Origin of the sequence: Cnuella takakiae, assembly GCF_001953305.1 — a bacterium.
GTDB classification, from domain to species: domain Bacteria; phylum Bacteroidota; class Bacteroidia; order Chitinophagales; family Chitinophagaceae; genus Flavisolibacter; species Flavisolibacter takakiae.
This window is the reverse complement of record NZ_MTFE01000010.1, coordinates 3,692,120-3,692,336: the sequence shown is the minus strand read 5'-3', so window position 1 is coordinate 3,692,336 and position 217 is coordinate 3,692,120. Positions and strand designations below refer to the sequence as shown.

Annotated in this window: 1 tRNA gene (only partly in view); it reads left to right on the top strand. The window is 41.0% G+C overall.

Going from position 1 to position 217, the window contains the following annotated elements:
- Positions 1–60: transfer RNA gene (locus BUE76_RS15990), tRNA-Ala, on the top strand; it begins 32 nt to the left of the window's first position.
- Positions 61–217: the final 157 nt, after the last annotated feature.

Genomic DNA, 217 nt, shown 5'->3' with positions numbered 1-217 from the left:
GCTGGCTAGAGCACCTGCCTTGCACGCAGGGGGTCAACGGTTCGAATCCGTTATCCTCCACTTCAATAATTATTAATGATGAATTATTAATTATTACAACAACAGTTCTTTCAAACTATCATGATGAAGCATACCAAAGGGGTATGGCTTAAAGGAATCGAATCCTTATCATCAGCAACGCTAAACTGTAGGACACAATCTGCGCAATCAGATCCAA